28 protein-coding genes and 1 tRNA gene are annotated in these 26,977 nt (G+C 65.1%); 17 read left to right on the top strand and 12 right to left on the bottom strand.

Translation table 11 applies throughout. The features are described from left to right. Window positions 1-12 precede the first annotated feature (12 nt). Window positions 13-1,002, top strand: coding sequence for a patatin-like phospholipase family protein (locus tag AC1MLZ_RS11450; RefSeq protein WP_480958566.1), 990 nt, complete (start codon window positions 13-15; stop codon window positions 1,000-1,002). A gap of 103 nt (window positions 1,003-1,105) precedes the next feature. Further along, on the top strand, window positions 1,106-2,107 hold the full coding sequence (locus AC1MLZ_RS11445; protein ID WP_480958565.1) for a sensor histidine kinase: 1,002 nt from the start codon (window positions 1,106-1,108) through the stop codon (window positions 2,105-2,107). Between the two features lie 203 nt (window positions 2,108-2,310). Here AC1MLZ_RS11445 and AC1MLZ_RS11440 read toward each other — a convergent pair whose 3' ends face one another. Next, window positions 2,311-3,822 carry a M23 family metallopeptidase gene (locus AC1MLZ_RS11440; RefSeq protein WP_480958564.1) on the bottom strand — a complete coding sequence of 504 codons (1,512 nt, stop codon included), beginning with the start codon at window positions 3,820-3,822 and terminating at the stop codon, window positions 2,311-2,313. 199 nt (window positions 3,823-4,021) lie between these two features. Here AC1MLZ_RS11440 and AC1MLZ_RS11435 point away from each other — a divergent pair, with 199 nt between their 5' ends. From AC1MLZ_RS11435 to AC1MLZ_RS11395, 9 genes are all read left to right on the top strand, one after another. Continuing rightward, window positions 4,022-6,514 carry a helicase-related protein gene (locus tag AC1MLZ_RS11435; RefSeq protein ID WP_480958563.1) on the top strand — a complete coding sequence of 831 codons (2,493 nt, stop codon included), beginning with the start codon at window positions 4,022-4,024 and terminating at the stop codon, window positions 6,512-6,514. Between the two features lie 7 nt (window positions 6,515-6,521). After that, complete coding sequence (locus AC1MLZ_RS11430) at window positions 6,522-6,815, top strand: RNA-binding S4 domain-containing protein (protein ID WP_480958562.1); 294 nt, start codon at window positions 6,522-6,524, stop codon at window positions 6,813-6,815. Window positions 6,816-7,066: 251 nt separating this feature from the next. After that, window positions 7,067-7,408 (top strand): ferredoxin FdxA, encoded by a 342-nt coding sequence (gene fdxA / locus AC1MLZ_RS11425; protein ID WP_031393648.1) that lies wholly within the window; start codon window positions 7,067-7,069, stop codon window positions 7,406-7,408. 206 nt (window positions 7,409-7,614) lie between these two features. Next, a complete protein-coding gene (locus AC1MLZ_RS11420; RefSeq protein WP_056053923.1) occupies window positions 7,615-8,148 on the top strand; it encodes a CarD family transcriptional regulator in 534 nt (177 codons plus the stop codon). Between the two features lie 384 nt (window positions 8,149-8,532). After that, window positions 8,533-8,844, top strand: a complete 312-nt coding sequence (locus AC1MLZ_RS11415) for a hypothetical protein (RefSeq protein ID WP_480958561.1) — start codon at window positions 8,533-8,535, stop codon at window positions 8,842-8,844. A gap of 102 nt (window positions 8,845-8,946) precedes the next feature. Continuing rightward, window positions 8,947-9,687, top strand: a complete 741-nt coding sequence (locus AC1MLZ_RS11410; protein WP_480961531.1) for a hypothetical protein — start codon at window positions 8,947-8,949, stop codon at window positions 9,685-9,687. A gap of 27 nt (window positions 9,688-9,714) precedes the next feature. Beyond that, window positions 9,715-10,041: a Rap1a/Tai family immunity protein gene (locus AC1MLZ_RS11405; RefSeq protein WP_480958560.1), complete on the top strand. Its 327-nt coding sequence runs from the start codon at window positions 9,715-9,717 to the stop codon at window positions 10,039-10,041. 91 nt (window positions 10,042-10,132) lie between these two features. Continuing rightward, on the top strand, window positions 10,133-10,864 hold the full coding sequence (locus AC1MLZ_RS11400) for a head GIN domain-containing protein (RefSeq protein WP_480958559.1): 732 nt from the start codon (window positions 10,133-10,135) through the stop codon (window positions 10,862-10,864). Window positions 10,865-10,918: 54 nt separating this feature from the next. Next, window positions 10,919-11,638 (top strand): GIN domain-containing protein, encoded by a 720-nt coding sequence (locus AC1MLZ_RS11395; protein ID WP_480958558.1) that lies wholly within the window; start codon window positions 10,919-10,921, stop codon window positions 11,636-11,638. 69 nt (window positions 11,639-11,707) lie between these two features. Here AC1MLZ_RS11395 and AC1MLZ_RS11390 read toward each other — a convergent pair whose 3' ends face one another. Together AC1MLZ_RS11390 and mgtE are read right to left on the bottom strand one after the other, a co-directional pair. Continuing rightward, window positions 11,708-12,112 carry a DUF1489 family protein gene (locus tag AC1MLZ_RS11390; RefSeq protein ID WP_056053914.1) on the bottom strand — a complete coding sequence of 135 codons (405 nt, stop codon included), beginning with the start codon at window positions 12,110-12,112 and terminating at the stop codon, window positions 11,708-11,710. 31 nt (window positions 12,113-12,143) lie between these two features. Beyond that, window positions 12,144-13,553, bottom strand: coding sequence for a magnesium transporter (mgtE, locus tag AC1MLZ_RS11385; RefSeq protein ID WP_480958557.1), 1,410 nt, complete (start codon window positions 13,551-13,553; stop codon window positions 12,144-12,146). Between the two features lie 108 nt (window positions 13,554-13,661). Between mgtE and AC1MLZ_RS11380 the strand changes: the two genes are divergently transcribed. Continuing rightward, the gene (locus tag AC1MLZ_RS11380) at window positions 13,662-14,120 is read left to right on the top strand and encodes a peptidylprolyl isomerase (RefSeq protein ID WP_480958556.1); all 459 of its coding nucleotides are present in this window, start codon (window positions 13,662-13,664) and stop codon (window positions 14,118-14,120) included. Window positions 14,121-14,355: 235 nt separating this feature from the next. On the opposite strand, the gene AC1MLZ_RS11375 is transcribed toward AC1MLZ_RS11380, so the two are convergent. After that, entirely contained in the window at window positions 14,356-15,240 is an 885-nt protein-coding gene (locus AC1MLZ_RS11375) for a LysR substrate-binding domain-containing protein (protein WP_060526147.1), read from the bottom strand. A 283-nt stretch (window positions 15,241-15,523) separates the two neighbouring features. On the opposite strand from AC1MLZ_RS11375, the gene AC1MLZ_RS11370 reads away from it, so the two are divergent. Continuing rightward, entirely contained in the window at window positions 15,524-17,797 is a 2,274-nt protein-coding gene (locus tag AC1MLZ_RS11370; protein WP_480958555.1) for a CDC48 family AAA ATPase, read from the top strand. A gap of 597 nt (window positions 17,798-18,394) precedes the next feature. On the opposite strand, the gene AC1MLZ_RS11365 is transcribed toward AC1MLZ_RS11370, so the two are convergent. Together AC1MLZ_RS11365 and AC1MLZ_RS11360 are read right to left on the bottom strand one after the other, a co-directional pair. After that, window positions 18,395-19,705, bottom strand: coding sequence for an MFS transporter (locus tag AC1MLZ_RS11365; RefSeq protein WP_480958554.1), 1,311 nt, complete (start codon window positions 19,703-19,705; stop codon window positions 18,395-18,397). Continuing rightward, window positions 19,702-20,025, bottom strand: a complete 324-nt coding sequence (locus tag AC1MLZ_RS11360; protein WP_480958553.1) for an antibiotic biosynthesis monooxygenase — start codon at window positions 20,023-20,025, stop codon at window positions 19,702-19,704. Before AC1MLZ_RS11360 ends, AC1MLZ_RS11365 begins: the two co-directional genes overlap by 4 nt. A 216-nt stretch (window positions 20,026-20,241) precedes the next feature. Between AC1MLZ_RS11360 and AC1MLZ_RS11355 the strand changes: the two genes are divergently transcribed. Further along, window positions 20,242-20,856, top strand: a complete 615-nt coding sequence (locus AC1MLZ_RS11355; protein ID WP_480958552.1) for a class I SAM-dependent methyltransferase — start codon at window positions 20,242-20,244, stop codon at window positions 20,854-20,856. A 174-nt stretch (window positions 20,857-21,030) separates the two neighbouring features. Here AC1MLZ_RS11355 and AC1MLZ_RS11350 read toward each other — a convergent pair whose 3' ends face one another. Beyond that, window positions 21,031-22,191 carry a phospholipase D-like domain-containing protein gene (locus AC1MLZ_RS11350; protein ID WP_480958551.1) on the bottom strand — a complete coding sequence of 387 codons (1,161 nt, stop codon included), beginning with the start codon at window positions 22,189-22,191 and terminating at the stop codon, window positions 21,031-21,033. Between the two features lie 129 nt (window positions 22,192-22,320). On the opposite strand from AC1MLZ_RS11350, the gene rpoZ reads away from it, so the two are divergent. Then, window positions 22,321-22,665: a DNA-directed RNA polymerase subunit omega gene (rpoZ, locus tag AC1MLZ_RS11345; RefSeq protein WP_055882033.1), complete on the top strand. Its 345-nt coding sequence runs from the start codon at window positions 22,321-22,323 to the stop codon at window positions 22,663-22,665. A 540-nt stretch (window positions 22,666-23,205) separates the two neighbouring features. Here the strand turns inward: rpoZ and AC1MLZ_RS11340 are convergent. Next, window positions 23,206-23,877, bottom strand: a complete 672-nt coding sequence (locus AC1MLZ_RS11340; protein ID WP_480958550.1) for an RlmE family RNA methyltransferase — start codon at window positions 23,875-23,877, stop codon at window positions 23,206-23,208. After that, window positions 23,874-24,917: a Ppx/GppA phosphatase family protein gene (locus AC1MLZ_RS11335; RefSeq protein ID WP_480958549.1), complete on the bottom strand. Its 1,044-nt coding sequence runs from the start codon at window positions 24,915-24,917 to the stop codon at window positions 23,874-23,876. The genes AC1MLZ_RS11340 and AC1MLZ_RS11335 overlap by 4 nt, the downstream gene beginning before the upstream one ends. Window positions 24,918-25,102: 185 nt before the next feature. Here AC1MLZ_RS11335 and AC1MLZ_RS11330 point away from each other — a divergent pair. Beyond that, window positions 25,103-25,176: transfer RNA gene (locus AC1MLZ_RS11330), tRNA-Gln, on the top strand. A gap of 124 nt (window positions 25,177-25,300) precedes the next feature. On the opposite strand, the gene AC1MLZ_RS11325 is transcribed toward AC1MLZ_RS11330, so the two are convergent. Genes AC1MLZ_RS11325 through AC1MLZ_RS11315 form a run of 3 tightly spaced genes read right to left on the bottom strand, consistent with a single transcriptional unit; the run spans window position 25,301 to window position 25,988 of the window. Further along, the gene (locus AC1MLZ_RS11325) at window positions 25,301-25,510 is read right to left on the bottom strand and encodes a hypothetical protein (protein ID WP_480958548.1); all 210 of its coding nucleotides are present in this window, start codon (window positions 25,508-25,510) and stop codon (window positions 25,301-25,303) included. Then, the gene (locus AC1MLZ_RS11320) at window positions 25,507-25,695 is read right to left on the bottom strand and encodes a hypothetical protein (protein ID WP_480958547.1); all 189 of its coding nucleotides are present in this window, start codon (window positions 25,693-25,695) and stop codon (window positions 25,507-25,509) included. Before AC1MLZ_RS11320 ends, AC1MLZ_RS11325 begins: the two co-directional genes overlap by 4 nt. Continuing rightward, complete coding sequence (locus tag AC1MLZ_RS11315) at window positions 25,692-25,988, bottom strand: hypothetical protein (RefSeq protein WP_480958546.1); 297 nt, start codon at window positions 25,986-25,988, stop codon at window positions 25,692-25,694. The genes AC1MLZ_RS11320 and AC1MLZ_RS11315 overlap by 4 nt, the downstream gene beginning before the upstream one ends. Before the next feature lie 451 nt (window positions 25,989-26,439). Between AC1MLZ_RS11315 and AC1MLZ_RS11310 the strand changes: the two genes are divergently transcribed. Next, a complete protein-coding gene (locus AC1MLZ_RS11310; protein ID WP_480958545.1) occupies window positions 26,440-26,667 on the top strand; it encodes a hypothetical protein in 228 nt (75 codons plus the stop codon). Window positions 26,668-26,977 lie beyond the last annotated feature (310 nt).

The following is a 26,977-nucleotide window of genomic DNA, read 5'->3' as shown; positions in this document are numbered from 1 at the left end:
CGGGCAGGTGGCGTGCGCGACTTCGACGTCGTGCTCGTCCTCAGCGGCGGCAATGCGCTTGGCGCGTTCGAAGCCGGCGTCTACGAATCGTTGCACGAGCACGGCCTCGAACCCGACTGGATCATCGGTGCATCGATCGGGGCCATCAACGGAGCACTGATCGCCGGTTCCCCTCCCGATCGTCGGATCGAGACGTTGCGGACGTTCTGGCGACCCGCCCCGTCGCTCGTTGCATCGGCGTTCCCGTGGTTGAGCGCACTCGAAACCAGCCGCCGGACGAACGCGGTCGGATGGGCCGCAGCGCTGGGTCGCCCCGGCCTTTTCGGGCCGCTGCTCTCCGCGTTGACGCCCTGGACGGGCAACCAGCCGTCGATCTTCGAAACCAAACAGCTCCCCGGGACGCTGGAAACGCTGATCGACTTCGACCGCCTCAACGCCGGCCCGTGCCGCTACACCGCTACCGCCGTCGACCTCGAAACCGGCGACGACGTCGTGTTCGACAGCGCCACCATGCAGATCGGGCCCCACCATATCCGCGCCAGCGCCGCGCTACCGGTCGCATTTCCGCCGGTCGAGATCGACGGCCGCTGGCTGGTCGATGGCGGCGTGTCCGCGAACCTGCCGCTCGATCCGGTCTTGAGCGATCCGCCCCGGCGACCGACCTTGTGCATCGCGGTCGACCTGTTGCCGCTCCACGGTCCGCGACCGACGACGATCGGCGAGGCGGCCAGCCGCGTGCAGGACCTGATCTTCGCCGCACAGTCCCGCCGGACGATCGCGCGGTGGCAAGCGGCGTATGCCGGCCGTGAGGACGTCGCCATATCGCTGATCCGGCTGGCCTATACCGAGCAGGACGACGAAGTCGCGGGAAAGGCGCTCGACTTCTCAGGGCCGACGATCGAGCAACGCTGGTCTGCGGGACACAGGGCCGGAATGCGGGTCGCCGCGGGTGTCGAGGCAGGCGCCGTGTCGATCGGTGTCCCCGGCCTTACCATCGTCTAGACGGGCGAACCTTCTCTCCCATCGAGCGAAGTTAACATAAATTGGGTGCGGTGTGTAATAGACGTCGCGAACGAACTCTGCGTTCGCACGGGGAATTGCCAAATTGACTGCCAAGATACCCAAGGCGCATGCGTGGAAACCCGAACATCTGCGCCTCGCGGTAAGTGCGGCCGGTGTCGCCCTGTGGGCATGGAACGTCGATACCGATGGCTTTACGATGGACGAGCGCGGGTTCGAGCTTTGGGGCTTGCCGTGGTGCGCGGACGTTACGTTCGAGGAATTGTCGGCACATATTCATCCCTCGGATCGCGACCGGGTGCGATCCGCTTTTGCGGCCACCCGCGCGGTACTCGGCAGCTACGAGACTGATTTCCGTATCATGATCGGCGATCAGGTTCGTTGGATTTCCGCGCGTGGGCAAGGCGAGGATGTCGGGATCGTCGGGCGGACCATGTTCGGCATATTCCTCGACGTCACCGGCCGTAAACAGGCGGAGGAAAGCAACGAACTGCTCGCCGGCGAGATGAGCCACCGCGTCAAGAACCTCCTGGCAATCGCGTCCGGACTTACCGCCATCACGTCGCGCAACTCGCCGACTACGCAGGACATGGCGCGCGATCTGACCGAGCGATTGATGGCGCTAGGGCGAGCGCATGATCTGGTGCGGCCGCTACCCGGCGGACAGGGCGTCGCCGCGCTGCTCGGCGATCTGCTTTCGGTGCTGCTCGCACCTTACGACGATATGGGCGCGTTCAAGGGGCGTATCCGCGTCGCGGTCGAACGCATGGGCGTCGGGGAATCCGCGGCGACGGGATTGGGGCTGGTCATTCACGAACTCGCCACGAACTGCATGAAATACGGTGCCTTGTCGGTACCGGAGGGAACGCTGGATCTGACCAGCGCGGCAGACGGCGACGACGTGGTCCTGACGTGGATCGAGCGAGGCGGGCCCCTGGTAGAGGCGCCTAACGACACCGAAGGCTTTGGCAGCAAGCTCGTTCGGCGTAGCGTTGCGGGGCAACTGGGCGGTTCGATCGCGTATGACTGGTCGCCGGGTGGGCTGATCATAACGCTCAAAATGCGTCGGAACCGACTGTCACGGTGACTAATGTCTGCGTATGGGCTTGTTGACCACATAGATGAGCGCCCGCGGTGCTAAGCGCGCAAAGGGCATTGCTTCACCTACAAAGCGCACTGAAATCACGCCTTACTGTGTCGAGCGGAATGGGTGGTACGGGCAGCGCGAACCGCGGGGCCGGCACCGAGGCGCCCGCTCCGCGCTCATCGGCGATTACTATGCTTCGTTCGCTAACCGCCGACCCGCACCGTCAGTAATTGCGCCACCTTCGCCTTGAAAGCGCGGAGTTTCTCGCCGGACAGTGCAGCGACGCTCGCGAACGAGACCGAGCGCGGGTTGATCGCGGCGCCGTTCTTCCACACTTCCCAATGCAAATGCGGGCCGGTCGATATCCCGGTGGAGCCGACATAGCCGATAACCTGACCGGCGCGCACCCGCGTACCCGATGAAACCGCGATCCGGCTCATATGGCCGTAGCCGCTCGCCATCCCGCCGCCGTGGACCAGCTTGACGAAATTGCCGTAGCCGCCGGTCCGCCCGGCGAACGCGACGACGCCGTCGGTCATCGCGTGGATCGGCGAGCCGTAGGGCGCGCCGATGTCGAGCCCCTTGTGCATCCGCGTGAACCCTAGCAGCGGGTGCGTCCTGAGCCCGAAGCTCGACGTGATCCGGCCGATCACCGGCATGCCGGATACGGCGCGGCGTTCGGTCTGGCCGTTCGCATCGAACCAGCCACCGCGGCTCGACGCGTCGTCGGCATCGACGTTCGCAGCGTCAGGGGCGAACCTGACGAGTTGCACTTTGCGACGCCCCTGGTCGATACCGGCGAAGAGGAGGTCGCCGATCCGCGTTTCGCCGGTCGCCGCACGCTCGCGCTCGACGATCAGGTCGAAGCTGTCGGCGGCATCCACATCGCGGCCGATCGACAGTCGGGTCGAGATCGCCTTGATAAAGGACTCCACGGCCTTTGCGGGCACGCCGGCGGCGCGGGTGGAGCGGTACAGGCTGGAGCCGACGAGGCCCTGGATACGCAACGGCGTCGAGTCGACCGCGATCGGCTTGCGGTTCACGGTCAGGCCGCCAGCACCGCGCGCGAGCGACAGTGCCAGATCGAACCGTGCACGAAAATCGAGTTGCTCCAGCGGCCGCGCGACGGTGCGATCCGGCCGGCGCCCGAGCGTCAGCGTGATCCGCGTGCCGGCCGGGATGGCTTTGGGATCGACCGATTGCGCGACCAGCGCCGCGGCGGCCTCGGCATCGTTTCGGCCGACGCCGGCGCGCATCAGAACTCGGTCGAACGCATCGCCTTGGCCCAGCGTCGCGGATAGCTCGAGCGTCGGGCGTTCAGGGGCGTCGGCCAATGGCGCGACCAGATCGTTCGCGGCGATCCGCCGCCCGGTGGTCGCGCCCTGGGCAAACGGCGCGATGCCCTGTGCGCGCGTCTCCTCCCACTCGGCACCGGCAAGCGGTGACGGCACTGCGCCGACGAGTGGCGTGAAATTCGGTGCGAGCGCCCAGGTCGCTGCGCATAATGCGATGCACGTCGCCAAGCCGCGCCACCAGTCGAGGCTGCCGATGCGGTGGCCGAGATCGGGTACCCAGTCGATCCGCGCGGCATGGTCACGCAGAACTTCGGCCCCAGAGAGGGCGTGAGCGGGCGCGGGCGGCGAAAGGGCGCGACCGAATCCCCGGCTCGCCGTGTCGCCGGCCAGTTCGAAGCCTTGATCGTTACGAAGATACACGCAGGCATGCCCCGATGATGCCGTTCCCCCCGGCGCTTGAGGCGTCGTTGTGGTCGCTACATCCTAAAGTCAAATTAACCGATGCGTGTGCGCGACCGGGTTTGCGGCCAGATGGGGCTGCGAGGGGGCAGGGCGTGATCTGTAAGGAAACTCAGCGCAGGTCATTGCGCACGCAGACTTTACTCCCGATGTTGTTGGCATGAATGACGGCGCGAACGACGGGATCACGGCGGTTCTCGGCCCGACCAACACCGGCAAGACGCACCTCGCGATCGAGCGGATGTGCGCGCATTCCAGTGGCATGATCGGCTTTCCTCTGCGGTTGCTGGCGCGCGAGGTCTATGACCGGGTGGTCGCGATCAAGGGCGCGAACCGGGTTGCACTGGTCACGGGCGAAGAGAAGATCGTGCCGCCGGACGCGCGCTGGTTCCTCTGCACCGCCGAGTCGATGCCCGATCGCGACGTTGCTTTCGTCGGCATCGACGAGGCGCAGTTGGGCGCGGATCCCGAGCGCGGGCATGTCTTCACCGATCGCCTGATGCGCGCGCGGGGCCGCGAGGAGACGATGATCCTCGGCTCGGAGGCCCTGCGACCGATGATCAAGGCGCTCGTGCCTAAGGCGGAGATCGTCAACCGACCGCGCTTTTCGACACTGACCTATGCGGGTGCGAAAAAGATCAGCCGGCTGCCCAAGCGCTCCGCGATCGTCGCGTTCTCGGCGGAGGAGGTGTACGCGGTCGCCGAGATGCTGCGGCGCCTGCGCGGCGGTGCGGCCGTCGTGATGGGCGCGCTCAGCCCCCGCACCCGCAACGCGCAGGTCGCGATGTTCCAGGCGGGCGAGGTCGACTATCTGGTCGCGACCGATGCGATCGGGATGGGGCTCAACATGGACGTCGCGCATGTCGCGTTCGCCAGCCTCAACAAGTTCGACGGCAAGCGCCAGCGTCGCCTTACGGTGGCGGAGATGGCGCAGATTGCAGGGCGGGCAGGGCGGCATCAGCGCGACGGCACGTTCGGGGCGCTGTCCGACGACGGCCCCGGCGCGTTCCTGCCCGAGGAAGTGCTGGCGATCGAGGAGCACCGGTTTCCGCGTCTCGAAAACGTCTATTGGCGGCAGGGCGAGCCCGATTTCGCCAGCATCGATGCGCTCGTCGCAAGTCTGGAAGCGCGCCCGCCCGCCGGTGTTTTGCGCGCCGCGCCGCAAGCACTCGATCTTGGCGTATTGAAGCGGTTGGCCGAAGAGGGCTGGGTGCGCGAGCGGGCGCGGCATCCAGCGATGGTTGCTCGGCTTTGGGCGGCGTGCGGTGTTCCGGATTTTCGGAAAGTCGGTCTCGATCCACATGCGCGCTTCGTGTCGCGGCTGTTCGGGCATCTGAGCGAGGGCCGCGGGCATATCCCCCACCAGTGGTTCGCCGACGAGATCGCGCGGCTCGATACGGTGGCGGGCGACGTACCGGTGATCGCCGGGCGGATCGCCGCCACCCGCATCTGGGCGTATATCGCACAGCGCGCCGACTGGTTGGCTGAGCCGACCTTGTGGGCGGCGCGGACGGCGGCGCTGGAGGAACGGCTGTCGGACGCGCTGCATGCCAGCCTGACGCAGCGCTTCGTCGACAAGCGCACGACTGCGTTGATGCGCCAGATCGGTGCGGATGCGGGCGCGTTGCCCGTGGTGATCGGCTCCGAAGGCGAGGTGATGGTCGAGGATCATCCGATCGGCCGCCTCGACGGATTCCGCTTCACGGTCGCGGCCGACGCGCGGGCGAGCGACAAGCGCCTGCTGCTCGCCGCCGCCGAAAAGCGCCTTACCGGCGAGCGTTCGCGCCGCGGCCAGTCGTTGGTCGATGCGCCCGATGCGGATATCGCGCTCGACGATGCGGCGCAGATCATCTGGGCGGGGCATCCGGTCGCCAAGCTTAGTGCGGGTCCGTCGTTCGCGCGGCCGAAGCTGATCCTCGATCGGTCACTCGACTGCCTAGACAAACCCGCGCGCGATCGGATCGAGGCGCGTCTGTCGCTGTGGCTTGCGGGCATGCTGAAGCGACGGATCGCCGTGCTGGTCCATCTCGCCGAATTGAGCCGTGATCCGAACGCCACGCCGGCGTTGCGCGCGGTTGCCAGTGCGATCGAGGACGCCGGTGGGATCCTGCCGCGGTTGCCGATGCGGCTCGCGCTCGACGCGATCGATCCCGAGGAGCGCAAGCGGCTGCGCAAGATCGGGATCACCGTCGGTGCGCTCGACCTGTTCGACGCGCGGCTACTCAAGCCCGAGTCGGCGCGCTGGCGGCGCGTTCTCGCCGCTGCTCGTGGTACGACGATCACCGCCCCGCGCGATGGCGCTACGGTGCTGGCCCGTGGCAGTGATGGTGCGGTTATCGAGGCAGGGTTCCGCCCGCTCGGACTCCAGGCTGTCCGCGTGGACCTGATCGAGCGCATCGCCCGTGCCGCGCACGACTCGCGACAGGGTCGTACGCCGTTCGCGCCAGACCCGGCGCTGGCCACCTCGATCGGTGTCGACCAAGCGTCGTTGGAGCGGTTGATGACCGAACTCGGGTTCAAGGCGCTGGCGGGAGACACGCCGCGCTGGGTCTGGCGAGGGCGTCCGCCCGCACGTGCCGTCGCACCCGCCCCGATCGATCCGTCGCGGCAGAATGCGTTTGCCGGGCTAGCCGCACTGGTCCGCCATGGTTGAAGGCGCGATGCGGATCGATCGGTTCCTGTGGTTCGTGCGGCTCGCGAAAACGCGCAGCGCCGCGCAGTCGATCGCCGAGAAGGGGCATCTCCGCATCGACGGCCGTCCGATCGATCGCGCGCATTGCCCAGTGCGGATCGGCAACGTGTTGACGTTTGCGGTGGAGGAGCGGGTTCGGGTGATCCGGGTCGAGGCGCTGCCGGTCAGGCGTGGGCCGGCGCCTGAGGCGCAGGGATGCTATCAGGATTTGATCGCTGGTCGGACGCCTGCCGGCACCGTCCGCGATCCTGCCTCGGAATAACTGATCCTCCCCCGCAAGGGGGAGGTGGCACCGAAGGTGACGGAGGGGGAGGTAAGCGATCACCTCCGTTGCGTGTCCTCTCGCTCCGTCTGGCAAGGGCCAGCCACCTCCCCCTGGCGGGGGAGGATTTACGGAACGACAAAGCCTGATAACGTCTCGCAGAAGGCTAGCTATGATTGACGCGACCGGCATGCGCGCATAGTCGCTGGCGCGTTCGTCGCCGGAAAGGAATCCGGCCCAGGAGTTCTGCAATGACCTACGTCGTCACCGATGCCTGCATCCGCTGCAAGTACATGGACTGCGTGGAAGTGTGCCCGGTCGACTGCTTCTACGAAGGCGAGAACATGCTGGTGATCAATCCCAGCGAGTGCATCGACTGCGGCGTGTGCGAGCCCGAATGCCCCGCCGAGGCGATCCTGCCCGACACCGAAAGTGGCCTTGAGCAGTGGCTCGAGCTGAACACGACGTTCTCGGCGCAGTGGCCCAACGTCACGCGCAACGACAACCAGACGCCGCCGGATGCCGACGCGATGAAGGGTGTCGAGGGCAAGTTCGACAAGTATTTCTCGCCCGAACCTGGCGCGGGCGACTGATACGGGGGTGGCTAAACCCCGATGGGGCAAGCCGCCTGCCATGTTCGGCTGGTAATTTTGTTGCAAAGCTGCTACTCACGTCCGCGACGGGCGCGATGACGATAGTCGTGCGCCTGGCGTGAGTTAGACCTATCCCTCCCCCGATGCAGCAGCGACGAGTCCTTCGTCGAGGCGTCGCGGCGAGGCCTGATCCGGAAAGGCCCCAAATGGCTGCCAAGGCACTGTCCTTCGATGTCGGTGATTTCGTCGTTTATCCCAAGCACGGGGTCGGCCGTGTGATCGAGCTCCAGCGCTCGGAAATCGCCGGCATGACACTGGAACTCTACGTCCTCCGGTTCGAGAAGGAGCGCATGACGCTCCGCGTGCCGACCAACAAGGCCGAAAGCGTCGGTATGCGCAAGCTGTCGTCCGACAAGACGATGCGTGAGGCGATGGACACGCTCAAGGGCAAGCCCAAGGTCAAGCGTACCATGTGGTCGCGTCGCGCGCAGGAATATGAAGCGAAGATCAACTCGGGCGACCTCGTGTCGATCGCCGAAGTGGTCCGCGACCTGTTCCGTGCCGACGACCAGCCCGAGCAGAGCTATTCCGAGCGCCAGATCTTCGAAGGCGCGACCAGCCGCCTCGCGCGCGAACTGGCGGCGATGGAAGAGCTCGACGAGCCCAAGGCGCAGGAGAAGATCCTCGACATCCTCCGCGCCGCGGCCGCGATCTACAACAAGGACAAGGTGCCGGCGTAACCGCGTGGTGCTCTATCCGAGACGAAAGGGCGGTCCTGCGGGGCCGCCCTTTTTCGTTCCAGCTTGGCCGGGCTTGTGAGGGGCGGCCGTTCGCGATGACGGTGGTTGGACGGTGCTCTCCGGAAGGCTAGGCGCAATTGAAGTCCGGCCTTCTTAGGTAATCCAAGTATCCGTTGGGATATGTACCGCTCATGGCACTTTTCTGAACGTAACCTTGCTGCAGGTCAAGAAAGCAACCAGCAGTATCGTTTCATCGGAAATTCATTCGTAAATGCCGGCGCGAACTACTCTCGCCGCAAGGAGTGAACGTCTCGCCGGATATCGATTGTTATTCTGCTGGCTCTCCGCTGACTGACGCCATCCATGTTTGGAAAGGTTAAGTCTATGCGTATGAATCTCCCGAAATACCCGACGGTGGCCCTGATCCTCATCGCCGGTATCGGCCTTAGCGGTTGCGCCACGAAGGGCTTCGTCCGCGAGCAGATCGCCGTGGTCAACACGCGAATCGACGGCCTGGACGGGCAGTTGCGCACGGTCGAGGGTACGTCCGGCCAGGCACTTGCCCAGGCTCAGGCAGCCGCTGGCCAGTCACAGCAGAACGGCCAGCGTATCGATCAGCTGACCGGTCGTGTCGACGGCATCGACCAGCAGGTCCAGCAGCAGGCGCAGCAGCGCCAGCGCAAGCCGCGCGGCTAAGTCTATCTTCGTACGCGCTTGCATCGACGGACGGCCCTGTTGGACACGCCCATCTTGATCCCGGGTTTCAGGTCCACGGGGCTGTTCCGTCGCGTTCGCCGTATGGCGGCGGTTGCCGGTTTGACGCTGGCGCTGGTTGCACCAGCGTCAGCGGCTCCGACAAAGGCTGCACAGGGTACGGCCAAGGCGCGCAAGGCCAAGGTCCCGGCGCATTCGCGGACCAAGGCCAAGGCCAAAGCCAAGGCCGCGGCGGTGGTGGCGCCGCCACTGTTGCTACCCCCGCAGTCCGAACCGGCGAGCCGCATGCTCGCGTGGATCGCGGCCGAGCATGACAATAAGGGCCTTCCCTATGTCGTGATCGACAAGCAGGCCGCGTCACTGTTGCTGTTCAGCGCGAAGGGGGAGTTTCTCGGCCAGGCGCCCGTGCTGCTCGGTGTCGGCATCGGGGATGATTCCTCCCCAGGCGTCGGCGCGAAGAACCTTGCCGATATCGGTCCCGCCGAGCGAACCACGCCCGCGGGTCGGTTCGTCAGCAAATTCGGGCGCGCCTTTGGTCGCCAGCGGGTCATCTGGGTGGATTATGCCAATTCGGTCGCGCTGCATGCGGTGATTACCACGCACAAGAGCGAGCACCGTGTCGAGCGACTGCTGTCGCCGACGCCCGACGACAACCGCATCAGCTTCGGCTGCATCAACGTCGGCACCAAATTCTATTCCGGCAAGCTCAGCCCGCAGTTCCAGAAGAAGGGCGGGGTGGTCTATATCCTGCCCGATACCAAATCGCTCGACGACGTATTCCCGCGCGTGCGCCTGCTGCCTTATGTAAGCGCTGCGGCTGGCTGAGATGCCGGTCTGTGCGAAGGGAATATGATGATCTTGCTGATGCTTGCCGCTCTCGCTGCGGCCGACCGACCAGTGGTGGTGAGTTCGCTGACGACCCAGCAGCTCCTGGAATATTGTGAAGGCAAGGATAGCGATCCTACCGCCAATTTCTGCACCGGCTACATTCTGGGCGAATTCGACGCCTTGTCGCTGTCGGGCGACATCTGCCCGCTCCCGGCGCGCGCTTCGAACGTCAAGGTGGCCGCTGCCGTCAGAAAGTATTTGCACGCGCGCGCCAAGAAGACGGGCACTGGCGCGCCGTCTTTCGTCGTGCGCGATGCGCTGCGCGACGCCTACCCGTGCAAGCGCCGCTAGCAGGTCTGGTCCCGACGAGCGGTCTCGTATGAATTAGCCTTGCAGCGTTCCGCATCAGGTGTATTGTTTGAACAACACACAGGAGGATGCGATGAACTTTCTTGCGCTCGGGCTGATCATTCCTCTTGCCGCCTGTTCGTTCAGCTGGGGCGGCAACGACGAAGACGCGGGCGCCGCGGCGTCCGGGGCGGGGACGGCTCGCACGTATCAGGTGGCCGGGTTCAACGGCATCGACCTGCGCGGCTCGGACGACGTCGATGTCCGTGTCGGCACCGGCTTTTCGATCCGCGCGGAAGGGCCGAGCGAGCAGCTTGACCGGCTGCGGATCGATCGCGACGGCGACACGCTCAACATCGGCCGCAAAAACGGGGCGAGCTTCGGCTGGAACAAGGGCGCCAAGGTGAAGGTGTTCGTCACGCTGCCACGACTGACCGAAGCCAACGTCTCGGGATCGGGCAACATGGCGATCGATCGCATCGAGGGCGGCGGGTTCGCGGGCGGGATCGCAGGCTCTGGCAATCTCTATGTTGGCGCGATCCAGGTCGACGACGCCAAATTCTCGATTGCGGGCTCCGGCACCGCGCGGGCGAGCGGTTCTGCGCGCGATCTGAAGGTCGAGATCGCCGGTTCGGGCGACCTCGATGGCACGAAGCTGCGCGCGCAGTCGGCGAAGATCGAGATAGCGGGATCGGGCAGCGTCCGTGCGGTCGTCAACGGCCCGGCCACGGTCGACATGATGGGCTCGGGCGATGTCGACCTCGGCCCGAATTCGCGCTGCAAGACATCGAAGATGGGCTCGGGGCGCGTCCGCTGCGGGAGCTGATCCGAAGCGCCGTCCGGCTTGCGTGATGACGCGGAAGCGGCGACGATCGCGGGCATGAGATTCCTGATTGCACTGCTTCTGCTCCTGTCATCGCCCGTACTCGCGCAGACGCCGGCGGGCGGCCGGACCGTCTCGGTCGGTAGCTTCGACCGGATCCGCGTCGAAGGACCGTTCGAGGTACGCGTCACCATCGGCTCGCCGCGCGCGACGATTGCTGGGTCGCGGAACGATGACGGAGTCACAGTCCGCGTCGATGGCACCACGCTATCGGTCCGCAAGGGCGCCGGCGGCTGGGGCGAGCAGCCGCGCGGCGGCGGCGCGAGCGGCCCGATCGTCGTTACCCTCTCGACCCCTGGGCTGACGTCTGCGAGCGTTGCGGCGGGCGGGCGGCTGACGATCGCGAAGATGCGCGGGATGCGTGTCGACGTGACGGTCAGTGGCAACGGAAGCTTGACCTTGGCTGCGGCCGACACCGACCAGTTGAACGCGACGGTGATCGGCACCGGCCAGATGACGCTCGCAGGCCGAGCGGCGCGGGCGCGGTTGGTGACGAGCGGGCCGGGCGTGGTCGATGCGTCGGGCTTGGCGGTCAACGACCTGACCGTGCACCTCGATGGGGTCGGGGAGATCAGGGCGGCGGCACGCTACACCGCGCAGGTCACGAACGCCGGACTGGGAAGCGTGACGGTAGCCGGCCCGGCCAAATGCCGTGTCAATGCGGCGGCTGGCGGACCGGTAGTGTGTGGGAGGTCGGGCGGAGGCGGAGAGCCGTAAGGTTATTCGGCTCGCGTAAGGCCGGTCCGAGCCACCCTGCTCTGGGAAAACGGGGTTCGGACCCTCGCTTCAGATCAACGCCAGCTCCGCCAGCTTCGTCATCAACGCCGGCGGCATCACGTCCAGCCCGGTCGCATCGCCCCCCAGATCGAGCGGGGCGTCGGCCCCCTCCAGATACCGCCACCCCTGGTGCGCGCGCTTGGGTCGCGCCTGGACCAGCACCAGCTTCGGATCGATGTGGATCGCGACGCGTCCCTCCTCGGCCTCGCCGAATCCAAGGATCGGCGAGCGGGCGATCAGCTGGTGCTTCAGGATCCAGAACATCGAACCCTGACCCGCGACCTCTTCATGCCGCTTGGGCAGATAGCGCGTGGTGAGGAACACCGGCCCTTCCTCGCCGCGCAGCCGGAGTCGCTCGGCGAGGTGGTCGACGCTTTCCGCGCCGAACGCGACTTTGGTGAGGTGGAGCGGCATGCTGCTGGAAATGGGTCTTAAAACTCGCCGATCAACCGTGCAGACCCCACAATGCCGCTAGTCCGAGGAACGAGAAGAACCCCATCGTGTCGGTCATCGTTGTCACGAACACCGCAGACGACACTGCGGGATCGATTCGGAACTTGTCGAGCGTCACCGGCACCAGCACGCCGCTTAGCCCCGCCGTGAGATTATTCACCAGCATCGCCGCGGCAATCACCAGTGACAGGTCGGTATTGCGGAATATAACGTATGTCCCGAGTCCGATCAGCGCCCCCAGCATTACGCCATTGGCGGCTGCGATGCGGAACTCGCGCCCGATCATCCGCGCGGTGTTGGAACTCGTCAGCTGGTTGGTCGCCAGCGCCCGCACCACCACCGCCAGCGTCTGCGTGCCCGCATTGCCACCCATCCCCGAGACGATCGGCATCAGCACCGCAAGCAACGCGAAGCTCGCGATCGTCCCCTGGAACAGCCCGACCACCGACGACGCGACCATCGCGGTGCCGAGATTGACCACCAGCCACGTGAACCGCGTCCGCACCGTCAGCCGGATCGGCTCGTTGATGTCGCCGTCGCCTGCACCGGCGAGGCGCAGCGTATCCTCGCCCGCCTCTTCGGAGATGATGTGGACGATGTCATCGACCGTGATCATGCCGACCAGCCGGCCGCCATGATCCACCACCGCGGCGGAGATCAGCGCGTATTTCTGGAAGCGCAACGCGACTTCCTCCTGGTCCATGTCGACCGGGATGAGAGTCTGCTCGCGCTTCATCACGTCGGCGATCGCGATCCCGCGCGGCGTGCGGAGCATCCAAGAGAGCTGGCAGGTGCCGATCGGTTTGTGCGCGGGGTCGACGACGAAGATCTCCCAGAAATCGGTCGTCAGCTCCTCGTGGCCGCGCAAATAATCGATCGCGTCGCCGACCGTCCAATGCTCGGGCACCGCGATCAGCTCGCGCTGCATCAGGCGGCCGGCGGACTCCTCGGCATAGCTCAGCGCCTCCTCGATCGCGGCGCGATCGTCGGGATCGAGCGCCCGCAGCACCGCGCGCTGCTCGTCCTCGTCCATGTCCTCGATGATCGCGACGGCATCGTCGGTATCGAGTTCGGACGCGAGATCGGCGACCTGGTGCGGCTCGAGCGCGTCGATCAAGTCCTCGCGGACGTAATCGTTCATCTCGGCGAACACGTCGCCGCCGAGCAGATCGGTGACCGCCCGTGCCAGCGCCGCGCGATCCTCCTGCGGGGTCAGCTCGAACAGATCGGCGATGTCGGCGGGATGCAGCGGTTCGACCAGCGCACGCGCGCCCTCGTCGTCGCCATTCTCGACCGCGTCGAGCACGGCCCGGACGAATTCGGGGCGCAAATGGTCGTCCCGATCGAGCTGGTTTTCGGGCTGGGTGTCGGTTTCGACCTCGGGAAGCTCGAGTTCGCTCATGGCTGCCTCCCTTAAAAGATGCGCGGTTGGGCCCTAACGCGCGCCGCGTGCATTTGCCAGTCGGAGTGCGGCTCCCTATCTGCCGCGCATCAATTCAGGAGAACATGAATGGCTGACACCCCCGAAACGCTCACGCTGACCCTCGACGGCGGCGACGTCACGATCAAGCTGCGTCCCGATCTGGCGCCCAAGCACGTCGAGCGGATCGTCGAGCTGGCGAACGAAGGCTTCTACGACGGCGTTCCCTTCCACCGCGTGATCCCGGGCTTCATGGCGCAGGGCGGTGACGGTGGTCGCGGCGATGGCACCGGTGGGTCGACCAAGCCGAACCTCAAGGCGGAATTCTCGGCCGAGCCGCATGTCCGCGGCGTATGCTCGATGGCGCGCACCAACCAGCCCGACACGGCGAACTCGCAGTTCTTCATCGTGTTCGACGACGCACGTTTCCTCGACAAGCAGTACACCGTCTGGGGCGAAGTCACCGACGGCATGGACCTGGTCGACGCGCTTCCCAAGGGCGAGCCACCGCGCACGCCGGGCAAGATCGTCAAGGCACGCGCTGCGTAAGCTGAAGGTTGCACCGGCGTAGCGAAGCTGCGCCGGAGACAGCCAAAGCCGGCCGGCGGGGCAAAGCTCCGTCCGATGGCGCGGCTTAGCCGCGACGCGCTTGAGCCGGGGTGACGCGGGTACCAACCACCTCCGTCACCCCGGACACGTTCCGGGGCCCACCGTTCCGCATTCTCACGACTATCGAGTTTGCGGAACCGTGGATGCCGGAACGAGCCCGGCATGACGGACGTCGCTAAACCTCCGCCACCGTCCGTATCAGCCAGTCGTGGAACAGCTTCACCGGCTTGGTCTGCAACGCCCGCGGGCGGCACACGAACCAGTAGCTGTACGGGCTCTCCACCTCGATATCGAAGAGTCGCACCAGTCGCGGATCGTTCGCATCCTCGAAATGGCTCGCGTGCATGAACGCGACGCCGAGTCCCTGTGCGGCCGCCTCCAGCATCAGCGCCCCCGAATCGAAATGATCGATCGCCAGCGGCTCGATGTCGTCGAGCCCTGCTGCCGTCCGCCACGCCGTGAACGTGTCCGTCATGTCGCGGTGCACCAGCGCCGTCAGCGTCGAGAGCTGTTCGGGCCGCGTGACCGGATCCGCCCGCTCCAGCAGGCTCCGCGCCCCGATCACGTACACAGAATTACGATCGAGCCGCCGCGCGTAGAACGCCGGATCGATCTCACGCGACAGCGCGATTACCGCGTCGAGCCCGTCACCAAGCCGTGACACCAGATGCGCCGCGGTATCGATGTCGAGATGCAGCTCGGGATGTGACGTGCGCAACTCGCCCAGCTTGGGGAACAGCTTCTGTGACGCGTAGAGCGGCAGGATGCCAAGACGTAGCCGCAGCACCTCGGTCGTGCTCGTCAGCGATTCGACCGCGTCCGACAGCGAATCGAGCACAGGGGCGATCTGCGCCAGCAGGCGTTCGCCATCCGCATTGAGCACCATTGCCTGATGCCGCCGCGCGAACAACGGCTTGGCGATGAACCGCTCCAGGCTCTGTACGCGCCGGCTGAGCGCAGGCGCGGACAGCGCCAGATCCTCGGCGGCGGCCTTGATCGACCCGAGCCGTGCAACCTGAACGAACGCCTCGATAGCTCCCAGTGGCGGCAGCCTGCGCATGATTCCTCTTTCGACTCGACGAGTGTGACAATGACCGCTGGACGCATTCATGCATGCGATTGCAGTTAGCGCAATCGTAGCTGATCCCTTCGCACTTGCAACATGAACCGTCTCGACGCAAAAAGACCTCGCCTTTCAGGCATCCTCTCCTAAAAACTTTCATGGGCTGGCCTTCATTGGCCGGCCCTTTTTTTGTGCGTTTTACGGCGCGCAAGCCGGATAACGCCTCGCAAGCCTGGAACTTCGCCCCCATCTGACACGCTTCGAAGTCGAAGGAGTCGAGATGCCCGATAGCGAAATCCCCACGCGGAAAATCCAGGTCGCCAATGCGCGTCCCGAGGACAGCGGCCGCGGCCTGGCGCATTTGCCCCGCGCGCTGATGGCGACGCTCGGCATCGGCGAGGGCGACGTGATCGAGATCCTCGGCAAGCAGAACACGCCCGCGCGCGCCGTCGGTCCCTATCCGGAGGACGAAGGGCTCGACATCCTCCGCCTCGACGGCCTCCAGCGTGCGAACGCTGGCGTAGGCTCGGGGGATTTCGTTGAAGTGCGGAAAGCCGAGTCGAAACCGGCAACGCGCGTCGTGTTTGCGCCGGCGCAGCAAAATCTCCGCCTCCAGGGCTCGACTAACGCGTTGAAGCGCACGTTCCTTGGTCGGCCGATCTGCCAGGGCGATATCGTCGCGACCGCAGGGCATCAGCGCGTCGGCAACATGCCCCCGGGCGTCCAGCAGTTCATGAACGCGCCGGCGTACGCGCTACAGGAGATCCGCCTCGCGGTGATTGCGGCCAGCCCCAAGGGCGTGGTGCACATCGACGAGAACACCGAGATCGAACTCCGCTCCGAGTATGAGGAGCCTCAGGCCGCGCGTCGCGCCGACGTCACCTATGACGACATCGGCGGCATGGCGCAGACCATCGACCAGCTGCGCGAGATGGTCGAATTGCCGCTGCGCTACCCCGAGTTGTTCCAGCGCCTGGGCGTCGATCCGCCCAAGGGCGTGTTGCTGCATGGTCCTCCCGGCACCGGCAAGACGCGCCTCGCGCGCGCCGTCGCCAACGAATCCGACGCACAGTTCTTCCTGATCAACGGTCCCGAGATCATGGGCTCGGCCTATGGTGAGTCCGAATCACGCCTCCGCGAAGTGTTCGAGGAAGCGGCCAAGGCGGCGCCTTCGATCGTGTTCATCGACGAGATCGATTCGATCGCCCCGAAGCGCGGCCAGGTGTCGGGCGAGGCCGAAAAGCGTCTCGTCGCGCAGTTGCTGACGCTGATGGACGGCCTCGAATCGCGCGCGAACCTCGTCGTCATTGCAGCCACCAACCGTCCCGAGGCGATCGACGAAGCACTCCGCCGTCCCGGCCGGTTCGATCGCGAGATCGTGGTCGGCGTTCCGGACGAACGCGGCCGTCGCGAGATTCTCGGCATCCACACGCGCGGCATGCCGCTCGGCGACCGCGTCGATCTGGATGAACTGTCGCGTACCACCTACGGCTTCGTCGGGGCTGATCTCGCCGCGCTGACTCGCGAGGCGGCGATCGAGGCGGTCCGCCGGATCATGCCCAAATTGAACCTCGAAGAGCGGACGATCCCGCCCGAAGTCCTCGATGAACTCTCCGTCACCCGCGAGGATTTTCTCGGTGCCCTTAAACGCGTCCAGCCATCGGCGATGCGCGAAGTCATGGTCCAGGCGCCGACCGTCCGCTGGGCGGATGTCGGCGGTCTCGACGACGCGCAGATGCGGCTGAAGGAAGGCGTCGAACTCCCGCTCAAGAACCCCGACGCGTTCCGTCGTCTCGGCATCCGGCCCGCCAAGGGCTTCCTGCTCTACGGCCCTCCCGGTACCGGCAAGACGTTGCTCGCAAAGGCGGTCGCGCGCGAGGCGGAGGCGAACTTCATCGCCACGAAATCGTCCGACCTGCTCAGCAAATGGTACGGTGAAAGCGAGCAGCAGATCGCTCGCCTGTTCCAGCGCGCGCGCCAGGTGGCACCGTGCGTGATCTTCATCGACGAACTCGACTCGCTGGTGCCCGCAAGAGGCAGCGGCGCGGGTGAGCCGCAGGTGACCGAGCGCGTCGTCAACACCATCCTGGCCGAGATGGACGGGCTTGAGGAGTTGCAGTCGGTCGTCGTGATCGGCGCGACCAACCGGCCGAACCTGATCGACCCGGCGTTGCTGCGCCCGGGCCGGTTCGACGAACTCGTCTACGTCGGAGTCCCCGACAAGGCCGGCCGCCGCCGCATCCTCGGCATTCAGACGCAGAAGATGCCGCTCGCGTCGGACGTCGATCTTGACCGCCTCGCCGACCGCACCGATCGCTTCTCCGGTGCGGACTTGGAGGATGTCGTCCGCCGCGCTGGCCTGGTGGCGTTGCGCCGCTCGATCGACTCGACCGATGTGACGATGGCCGACTTCGATGGCGCCCTGAAGGAGTCGCGCGCCAGCGTCACCCCGGAGACGGAACGTGAATACGAACAGATGGCCGCCCGCCTCAAGCAGGATGCCACCGCCATTCAGCCGATCGGCTTCGCGTTTCCTGCCAAGATCGCTGAATGATCATCGCCCCTCTTCCGGAAGGGAGAGGGGCGCCGCCTATTTGCGATAGGCACCTGCGCCGACCGTCGAACGACTATCCTCGACCGGTCGGCCATGTGTTGACATTGCGTCGCATGGCTCCGATGTAACTTTAATGTACGCTCCTGCGACACATAAGCGTTTCCTGGACCATTCAGGTCAACTCGCCGCACGTGGTTAGCCCGAGCTCGCGGCTATAGGCTGTTCGAGTTCGGGCTTTATTCGATCTGACCTTTGGGACGTGTTCTGCGCGCCCATGATCTCGAGTAAAACGGAAACCACGTAATGTCAGACCCCGCCTCGAAATCCAGTGATCACCCTTCGGTGAGTCACGACGTGCATGGGAAGGCTAATTCGCCTCGGCCTTTCCTGCGGATGCGACCGAAGCATTTCTTTTCGAACAAGTTCGACATGGATATCGTCGAGGACTATTCGGAAATGGATTCGAATCGACGTCCTATCAGGCGGCCGAAATGGCTGCACCGTCTGATTCAAATGAACTTGTTACTGATGATCCTGTTGATTGGCGTTCCGGTGCTTTTGTACTGCATCATAGTCTCCGCAAAATAGCGGGCTAGCCTAACCTTCTTTGGCGTCTTTTAGCGCTACCCAGGCGTACGCGACCATCACGACGCATGCAGCGCCCGCGACCAGATACGGGAGCGAGTGCTGCGCTTCGTAAAGTCCGACACCGATCGACGGCCCTAGCACGAAGCTTGCGCCGTTGATCGACGTCACCTTGCCCGCAACCGAGCCTTGCGCGCTTGCGCCCACCGCCAACGAGGACCCGGCGGTGAACCCCGGCCGCGTGAAGCCGAAGCCGAGGCTCGCCAGCGCGTAGGCCGTGGCGATCGTATAGAGCGAGGTTGCGATCCCGGTCAGCGCCGTGCCCACCGCTGCCAGCACCAAGCCCGTGAGCACGAGTTGCCGCGGGCTCATGTTGAGGCGCGGGATGATACCCCATTGCGCCAGCAACGCGGCGCCTGCGCCCATCATCAGGACGATTCCGGTCGGCTCCAGTGCGAGGGCAGGGGCGAGGTGGAGGCGGTCGATCACGAGGAAGCCGATCGCTTGGCCCGTCATCGCCTGCGCATGGCCCATCACCAGCCCGGCAATCATCCAGGCGCGGATGCGGGGGTCGGTGTAGCCGACATGCTCGACATGCGATCCAGTCGCGGCGGCGACCGAGGCACCGGTCGGTGCGCCACCGATCGAGGGGTAGGCCGAACTCGCGCCGTGCGTCTCGTGCGGGGCGACGATCTTGTCGTCGGGCAGCATTCGCCGGACCGTGATCCACACCGCCACCCCGAACACCGCGAACAGGAATGCGGGGCCCGCCAAGCCGATCTCGACCCCGCCGATCGAGCCGAGGATCAGATACGGCGCGATCGCCGGCCCCAATATGGTCCCGAGCCCGAACGCCGAGGCGAGCAGCGTCAGCGCCTTGGTCCGTTCGTCGCGTGTCGTTTCGCCCGCGACGAGGGCCTGTACCGCAGGCGGTGCGGCGGCGCCGAACGTTCCGTAGATCAGTCGCCCGCCGATGAAGCAGAGGAACGCAGTCGTGCCGCCGATCCAGGCATTGATCCCGGCCAGCAGGAACACGCCGCACAGGGTCAGCGACACGCTGAACCCACCGACTCCAAGCAGGATCATCGCGCGCCGGCCGTGCTTGTCCGACCGGTTCGCCCAGAACGGCGCGGCGATCACCCACAGTAAGGCCGACACCGAGAACGCCGCGGCCACCGCGCTGTCGGCGACCCCGAGCGATCGTCCGAGCGCGGGCAGGACCGACTGCAGCGCGGTATTTCCCGCCGCGATCGTCAGCATCACGAGAAACATCAGCGCGAAGCGGCGGTCGATCTTCGGCCCTTCGGCCGTCGAGCCGATCATGGCCGCACCCAGTCATAAGCCCGCTCGACGCGGGCGACGGTCACCGAATAGCTGTCGTACCAGAGCGCCCGCCCGCGCTCGCGAATCGCGTTGTGCTCGGGATCGTCGCGCCATGCGATCGCGGCGGCGTCGTCGGCCCAATAGCTTACCGTGATCCCCATGCCATTCGCCTCACGTGCGCTGTCGACGCCGCGATAGCCCGGCTGGGTTGCAGCCAGCGCGTCCATGGCCGCTGCGGCTTCCCCATAGCCGGTGTCGTCTGCGTCGCTACGGATCGACACGAAAATAACCGCAATCTGTCCTGTACGATCGTCGTTCATGATCCGTGCTTAAGCGATGCCGTAGGCTTGGCAAGGCGGTGGCAAAGGCGGTGGCAAAGGCGGTGGCAGGGCGGGCGGAGCCGCTTGGCGCCGCACGACTTCCACTTCAGTTCGTCGTCTGATGCAACCCGCGGCCCTTGAAACGCGTTCGGAATTCGTGCGACGGGAGGGCCAAAGCCTCGCCAGCGTGCGGGACCCCTGACCGTAAGGAACGCGATGCCCAGTTCGACCACCGCCACCCGGCGTGCACGCAGCCGACCCGCTGGCGTGCCGTCCCCGTGGCAGATGTTCTTTTCAGGGTTCCTGAAACACCCGGTCATGGTCGGCTCGATCGTGCCGTCGTCGGACAAGCTGATTCGCAAGATGCTCGGTCCGGTGGACTGGGCGAACTGCAAGCTGTTCGTCGAATACGGTCCGGGCGTCGGCACGTTCTGCCGCCCGATCCTCGACCGCATGGCGGCGGATGCCAAGCTGGTGGTGATCGATACCAACCCCGAGTTCATCCAGTATCTGCGCCACACGATCACCGATCCGCGCTTCTTCGCGGTGCTGGGCTCGGCGGACGAGGTCGAGACGATCGTCGCGGATCACGGGTTCGAGAAGGCGGATTACGTGCTGTCCGGGCTTCCTTTTTCGACATTGCCGCCCGGCGTCGGTCCGGCGATCGCGGCTGCGACGCATTCGGTGCTGCGGACGGGCGGCGCGTTCCTGGTCTATCAGTTCTCGCCCAAGGTGAAGGACTTCCTGACGCCGCATTTCGAGTCGATCGATCACGACATGGAGTGGTGGAACGTGCCGCCTGCGCAGTTGTATTGGGCGTGGAAGGACTGACGCAGGTGCGGCCACGTCCGCGCCGGTGCGCAAAGCGCAGCTTCAGGCCCGGCCGGCGGGTCGGCTAGAACTAGCCGAACCCGTCCGACGGCGGCTTTGCCGACGGCGCTAGTGCATTTAGCGTACGAAGCTCGACGATCCTCCCCCTGGCGGGGAAGTATTGAATCCGAATCCCTATTCGTCGATCCCGAAGTTCAGTCCACGCGACAAGCTCGGGTCCACGACCGCGACCACGAAATATGCACCGAGTTGCTTCAACCGCTGCACCCAGCCGGTATTCGCCTGGTACAGCGCTTTCGTCACCTCGGTCGACTTGGCCACCTCGCCGTCGATATACCCTCGTACGTGCGTCGCGAACGCCGCGTCCTCGATCCGCAGCATCAGTTCGAGATTGATGAACAGGCTGCGCATGTCGAAGTTCGCGGAGCCGATATGGACAGCGTCGTCGATCACGTAGAGCTTGGTATGCAACTTGGTCGGCTGGTATTCGAACAGCCGCACGCCCTTGCGCAACAGCCCCGCGTACGTGAACCGCGCGGCGGCGATCGTCGCGTTGTTGTCCGATTTGCTGGCGGTGACGACGCGCACATTGGCCTGCCGACGCCCGGCTTTGTCGAGCCGGCGCAGCAGCGCGGGGCTGGGCGTGAAATAGCCGGCGATGATGTCGATCCGTCGTCCGCGCCGCATGTCATCGCGGACCGCACGCGCCCAGGGCGACAGTCGCCGCGTTGGCCCGCCGATCAGCCACCGGGTCGGCCCCTGCGTTTCGCTCCAACGCGATAGCGCGGCGTTCAGCTTGCGCAGCTTGCCTTTCGGCTCCTGGATCCAGTCCTTCAGCGCATCGAAATAGCCCGCCAGCCGCCCCGCTGCCGGCCCCTCAACCAGCAGCCCGAGGTCGCGCCAAGCCTGCTCGGCGGCGGTGCCGAAATAATCATCCTCGATATTGAAGCCGCCGATGATAATCCGCGTTTCGTCGGCCAACGCGAGCTTCTGGTGGTTGCGGAGCAGATAGCGGCGACCGAACCGTACGGAGAAGCGGCATACCGATACGTTCGCGGCTTCGAGCGGTTCGAAGAACGCGCGCGGTGCATCGTCGCTGCCGAACCCGTCGACGATCAGCGAGACCTCGACGCCGCGCTTGGCAGCCGCAATCAGCGCGGCGTTGACACGCTTCCCGGAATCGTCGTCGGCGTAGATATAGTAGAGCACGCGCAACGTCCGCTCGGCGCCGTCGATCAGCGCGAGCACCGCGTCGAGGCGTCGCGGGCCCGTGTCGAGCAACGTCATCTGGTTGCCGTCGACGGCGAAAGTCGGCTGTTCTGCGGGATCGTCCATGGCGAGCGTGATGGACATGGGGGGCTCGGGTGGCAAGCTACGGGGTGTCGGCGGGAGATTTCTTGACTTTGCGGGTCATCACCCGTAGGCGACGCTTTCTCATTCTATCGTTGTTACGAAGGAAGCCGCATGGCGCGCGTTACCGTCGAGGATTGTGTCGACAAGATCCCCAACCGGTTCGACCTGGTGTTGTTCGCGGCCCAGCGTGCGCGCCAGATCTCGGGCGGCGCCGAACTGACGCTCGACCGCGATCGCGACAAGAACCCGGTCGTCGCCCTGCGCGAGATCGCTGACGAGAACGTCAAGCCGGCGCATCTCAAGGAACAGGTCATCCAGGGTCTGCAAAAGGTTCGCGTCGACGACGACGACGAGGTCGATGCCGTCGGCAGCCTGGCCGCTTCGGCTGAGGCTCTGCGGCTTACGGCTGCGGCACCGCCGCGGAACCAGAATCTGGGTGCGGATTACGAAGGTTGAGACAGCGGATTAGCGAAAGCTAATCCGTGTCTCGGCCGCACCCCCGGCGGGCGGGCATAGCCGACCGACGACGCGGCTTCGCCGCGGCGCGCGAAATAGAGAGAGCCCGTGGACCCAAGTCCGCGGGCTTTTTCTATATACCCTCTCCCTGAAGGGGAGAGGGAAGGGGCCCGCGGCGACTTCGCCGTGGGAAGGGTGAGGGCACGGGCGACATGGTCGGCCCGTTCGTCATTCGCGAAGGCAAGAACCTATATCGGTGAGCCTCGCGAAGGATCACGACCGCCCGAGGATAAGAATCCCCGCCTACGCGGAGGTGACGAAGACGTGGCTTGCGGATCATCATTTCAAACTCGCGAGCCATCACCCCCTTGTTCTCCCGCAAAGGCGGGAGCCCAGTCTGGATCCCCGCTTTCGCGGGGAAACAAGCTTGCTGACGTCGCGCTCGATATCACCCTAAGGCAGGGCGCCACGGCAAAGCCGCGTCGTCAGTCGTTGCTGCGCAACGCTGGCCGGCTTTCGACCTGTCCGAAAATAGCTGCGCTATTTCGGGTCTCGGCCCTTGAACCCCTGCGCCACCACGAACCACTCGACCGACCCCTTGCGGCTAGCCGGCGGCTTAGCATGCTTCACCGTCTTGAAGTTCCGCTTCATCTCCGCAACCAGCTCTGAATCCGCTCCGCCTGCGAACACCTTCGACACGAATGTACCACCCGGCTCCAGCACCTCGCAAGCAAACTGCAGCGCTGTTTCCACCAACGCCATCGTCCGCAAAGCGTCGGTCTGCGGATGCCCGACCGTATTCGCCGCCATGTCCGACAGCACCAGATCCGGCGCGCCACCCAAGGCCTCGATCAGCTTCCCCGGCGCGGCATCGTCGAGGAAATCCATCTCGAAGATCGTCACCCCCTCGATCGGATCGACCGGGAGCAGATCGATCCCCACAACTGTCGCCTTGGGTATCCGCCGCCGGATCACCTGAGCCCAGCCGCCCGGCGCGAGCCCCAGATCGACCACGCGCTTCGATCCCCGGATCAGTTCGAACCGCTCGTCGAGCTCGATCAGCTTGTACGCGGCGCGGCTGCGATAGCCGTCGGCCTTGGCGCGCTTCACATACGGATCGTTCAGCTGGCGTTCGAGCCAGCGTGTCGACTGCGCGGTCCGCTTCCGCGCCGTGAGCACGCGGACATGCCCGCCGGAACCGCCGCGGCTCATGCCGTCGCTCCCGTGGCTTTGCCGGGCTTGGGCGAGCCCATCAGTCCGCGCAGGATGCCTTCGCGAATACCGCGGTCGGCGATGCCGAGCCGTTCGGCGGGCCACAAATCCATGATCGTCTCCAAAATCGCACAGCCTGCGACCACCAGGTCGGCACGCTCGTTGCCGATGCACGGCAGCTTGGCGCGCTCCGTGATCGACATATGGGAAAGGTCGGCGCTGATCCGCCGCATCGCCGAGGCAGGGACGATCAGCCCGTCGACCACCGACCGGTCATAATGGCTGAGCCCCAGATGCACGCTGCCGAGCGTCGTCACCGTGCCGCTGGTGCCGAGCAATCGCGGGCGCTCGATATGTCGGGGCAGGCGGGCGGCAAACCCCGCGAAACTGTCCGCGACCACCTTACGCATCTTTGCATACGCAGCACGTCGACCGTCTTCGCCGTCACCGCCACCGGCATGTTCGGTCAGCGACACCACGCCCCATGGCGCCGAATGCCAGTCAAGCACGGTAGGGATAGGTGTCGAGGTATCGACCAGCACGAGCTCGGTAGACCCGCCACCGATATCGAACACGAGCGCGGGGTCTTCACCCGGCTCGATCAGCGCATGGCAGCCGAGCACGGCCAACCGCGCCTCTTCCTCGGCGGAAATGATGTCGAGATGGATCCCCGTCTCGGCGAGCGCGCGCGCGATGAACGCGGGCCCGTTCGACGCCTGCCGACATGCCTCCGTCGCGACCGAGCGCGCCAGCGTCACGTTGCGCCGCTGGAGCTTGTCAGAACACACGCGCAAAGCAGCGATCGTCCGCTCGATCGCGGCATCGCTCAGCTTGCCGGTCGAGGCCAGACCTTCGCCAAGCCGGACGATTCGCGAGAACGCGTCGATCACCGCGAAGCCTCCGGCCTGCGGTCGCGCGATCAGCAATCTGCAATTGTTGGTGCCGAGATCCAGCGCGGCAAACGCCTGCGCATCGGCCCACCGCCCACGAAAGGGCCGGGTCGCCGCCGGACGGGCAGGACTGCCCTGCCGGAACGGCATTCGGGCGGAAACATCCCCCATCGCCGTAAAACTCGCTATCTATGTCTGCCGCCGCGGGAAAATGCCCGCCCGGTGCTTGGATACGAATGTAGCGCGGTACGACGATTACGCAAGCGAAGTGGCACGTCTGCGACATCTTGGCGTTGACAGCGCGAAACCGCCCGCCTAGATCGCGCCCTCGCTGATGCCCCGTCGTCTAATGGTAAGACTGCGGTTTCTGATACCGCCTATTGAGGTTCGAATCCTCACGGGGCATCCAGCGCTTCCCACCTAAGCGGTTGAGATTGCTCGACATTCTCGGGTTTTCCATTTTCAGTTCCCACATAAGTGTACCATCGGCGCAAATAGCCCCGGCGCGAGCGAAGCCGGCCGGGGATGGTTATTCAGCCGCCGATAGGTCGGCTGCGCTGCGCTTTGAGGAAGCCGGGGATGCTATCGAAGCGATGCGCGATCGATTCGGCTAAGGTAGAGCAAGCCTCCATCGCGTCGGCTTCCCTGCCATCGAGGCCGCGCGCGACGAACGCCAGCAAGGTTGCAAGCTGCGACGTGTCGATGCCGATTTGCTCCACCGCCTCGTACTCATCCCGCGTCATGCCGCACCTCCGGCTTGTAGGATGGCATCTACGCGCTCGTTAAGGTCGGACAGGATTGCAGCAATGCCCCTCACGACTTCGCCTAGTTCGGTGTCGTCCTGCCGCGAGCAAAGGTCTGCGATAGCCTCGACATGGCCAAGACGGCGTTGCAGCGCCTCCAGCGCGTTCCGATCGCCGGGGGTCATGCCGCATCACCCATCAACGAAATTCGACGTGCATGCTCGACCAGCTCGTTACACATCTTGGGACCGCCATAGTTCCCGTCGCCGATCCGGTGCTCCATCGCAATGACCAGCTCCGACAAGTTGGTCGGCACCGCCTGATCGAACGCGTCGGTCGCGTCGTGCATCAGCACCTCTTCCCGTTGGAAGCGCGCCATGTCGGTATATTCGAGATCTTCGGGCAGGGCGTTGAAGCGAGCCCTAGCGGCGTTGTTCAGAGCGTGAAGCACGGCGAATTCGGTTGGCGTCTGGCGCATTGCCCCGACGACGACGGCTGGCATCGCTACGGCGACACCGGCTAATCCTACGAACCCAAATAGCGCACGGCGCGTGGCTTCCTGTTGCATGTTTAGTACTCGCTCTTGGCCTCTCACAGCCGTTCCCCGTGGCGGACGGGTTGCCGGGAGGTGAGAGCCTGTAGCGAAACAGGTGGAGCGTATTCCCCAAAAGGGTCTTGTATTGGCGCCCCGTTCCCGACATAGGTCGTCGGTCAGCAGCGGACGCCAATCCACGCTGTCATTTTCGGCAGGTTCCCTCGCCAAAGGGTATCTGCCTATCGCTATCCGGGCTCTCACACCCAACGGGCTACATGCCCTCTTCGACATTCAAGCGCAAGCCATCTCCCGCCAAGGGGATCGCTTTCGCGCGTCCGGCTATCATGCGCGTGGAATTACGCGCATGATCTGCTCTCCATCTGAGGAGGGCTGCATGTTAGTAATCGGCAAGGAATACCGCGTCTGGTCGCTCAGGGAGAGCATGGGAAGCCGTGAGGGCGTTGTCGTCGAGGTCGACTGGCCCATGTTCGTCTTAGACGATCAAGGCGTGAAGACGCTCTTCCATATGGCCACTGTGGCATGTGTCGAGATTGTCGACGAAGCGGCTGAAGAGGCTCGCCGGAAGGCAAACACGGCAAAGCAAATCGCCGCCTGGACGTGAGGGGCTTCCTCACTTTTGAGGATACCCTCCGGTGGAGTGAAAGGTGTTGCCGTCATGGCAATACCCACCGTTGGTGGGTATTGCCCAATTCTGGGGTTTATTCCCGATCCGGAAAGAACCGCATGCCCATTGTTGGTGGGTGTCGTTTCGCGGAACGAGACGCCCCCATATTCGGGGTGGTGGCTTTCCCTCAAAAGTGAGGGGGCGCTCCAAATCTGGAGACTCCCTCAAATTGAGTGGTTGGCATCGCCCAAACCTGAGCCATCTACTCCACCGGAGGTAAAGGTGTTGCCATGACGGCAATACCCAC

Source organism: Sphingomonas sp. PEI4, assembly GCF_056679955.1.
Note: the sequence above shows the minus strand (reverse complement) of the source record. Positions and strands in the feature narration are given on the sequence as shown.